At 63.0% G+C, this 1,725-nt stretch carries 1 protein-coding gene; it reads left to right on the forward strand.

The annotated features are described in order from the left end of the window. Nucleotides 1–108: 108 nt before the first annotated feature. Nucleotides 109–1,725: cation:proton antiporter (locus ACR0P8_RS09575; protein ID WP_432624832.1), on the forward strand; the 1,617-nt coding region annotated here is incomplete at its 3' end.

Here is a 1,725-nt window from a genome sequence, read left to right on the forward strand (position 1 = left end):
CATACGCCACAGTGTAGCGGTCAGCGTAATGGCGGCCCTTGCGAAACACGCTCATAACCGCCTCTTGATAGGCTGAAAACGGTTGGAAACACGCGCGAAGGAGGCACGTTGGCGGTATTCGAGTTGATTCTATGCATCATCGCCGCCGTAGTGCTGTCCTCGTTCCTAAGTCGTTTCATACCCAAGGTGTCCACGCCGCTCGTGCAGATCGCATTGGGCGCGCTAGCCTCGCAGCTGCCGTTCTTCCCAAGCGTGACGCTCGATCCGGAACTGTTCATGGTGCTGTTCATCGCGCCATTGCTGTATCTGGAGGCGCATGAGATCGACAAGACCGAGCTGCTGAAATCCGTCAAACTGTCATTGTCTTTGGCGATCGGTCTGGCGATTGCGACCATGGCGGCGGTCGGCTTCGCGCTGCATGCCGTCTGGCCGGCGGTTCCGCTTGCCGCGGCACTCGCGCTTGGCGCGGCGCTTGGTCCGACCGACGCGGTCGCGGTGTCGTCGCTTGGCAGGGAGGCCGCGCTGACCGAACGTCAGACGAGCGTGCTGAAGGGCGAATCGCTGTTCAACGACGCTTCCGGCATCGTCGGCTTCCAGTTCGCCATAGCGGCGGCGGTCAGCGGCGTGTTCGAAGTGGGGGAATCGGCCACGCAATTCGTGCTCTCGTTCTTCGGCGGCGCGATCTTCGGCCTCGTGGTGGGAACCGTGGCCGACCTGCTGTTCGAGATGTTCCGCTCCCTTGGCTGGGAGACGACCACCAGCCGCATCCTCATGGAGCTGTTCCTGCCGTTCATCCTGTATCTGGGCGCGGAGGCGGTCCATGTCTCCGGCATCCTGTCGGTCGTGGCCGCGGGCCTCATCATCCGGTTCGACCGCACCGGCATCGGCCCGAACGTGGCGCGCACGAACATCGTATCGTCGAGCGTATGGGGCGTGCTGTCGTTCTCGCTCAACGGCGCGGTGTTCATCCTGCTCGGCATGCTGCTGCCGAACGCAATGTCCGCAAGCTGGGACGATCCGCATATCAGCAACGGACTGCTGATGGTCGCGATCCTCACCGTCTCCGCCGTGGTCATCGTCATGCGGTTCCTGTGGATCTCGCTGATGCTGCGGCTCGCGAGGGACACCACCACCGGCAAGCGGCGCCGGATGACGGCGAAGCGTTGGCGGTCCGCCGCGGTCATGACGTTCGGCGGACCGAAGGGCACCATCACGCTGTCGCTGATGTTCACAATCCCATACACGCTGGCGGCCGGCGCGGACTTCCCGATGCGTGACGAACTGATCTTCATAGCCGCCGGCGTGATCGTGGTGACGCTGCTGCTGGCGAATTTCCTGCTGCCGCTGCTCGCGCCGAACCGCAACAAGGACACGTCGACGGAAATGATGGAAATCACTATCGAAGTGCTTCGGCGGACCGTGGAGGAACTGTCGGGACGCGTCACGTCGGACAACCGCCGTGCGGTGCTCATGGTCATCGATTCGTACACGAAGCGCATCACACGGCTGAAGCAGCGCACCGGTGAAATCGATCCGCAGGGATACATGCAGCTGCAGATCGACGCGCTCAATTGGGAGAAGGAATACGTCAAGAACCGTCTGGCGGGCGTGCGCGCGGCGATCAAGGCGAATCCGACCGAGAACCGCGCCGCGAACGATCTGGAGGCCGAAGCCTGCGAGCGCCTGCTCGACCAGATCATGAGCTCGCTGCGCCACATCGAGACC

This window comes from Bifidobacterium sp., from assembly GCF_050874245.1.
Lineage (GTDB): Bacteria > Actinomycetota > Actinomycetes > Actinomycetales > Bifidobacteriaceae > Bifidobacterium.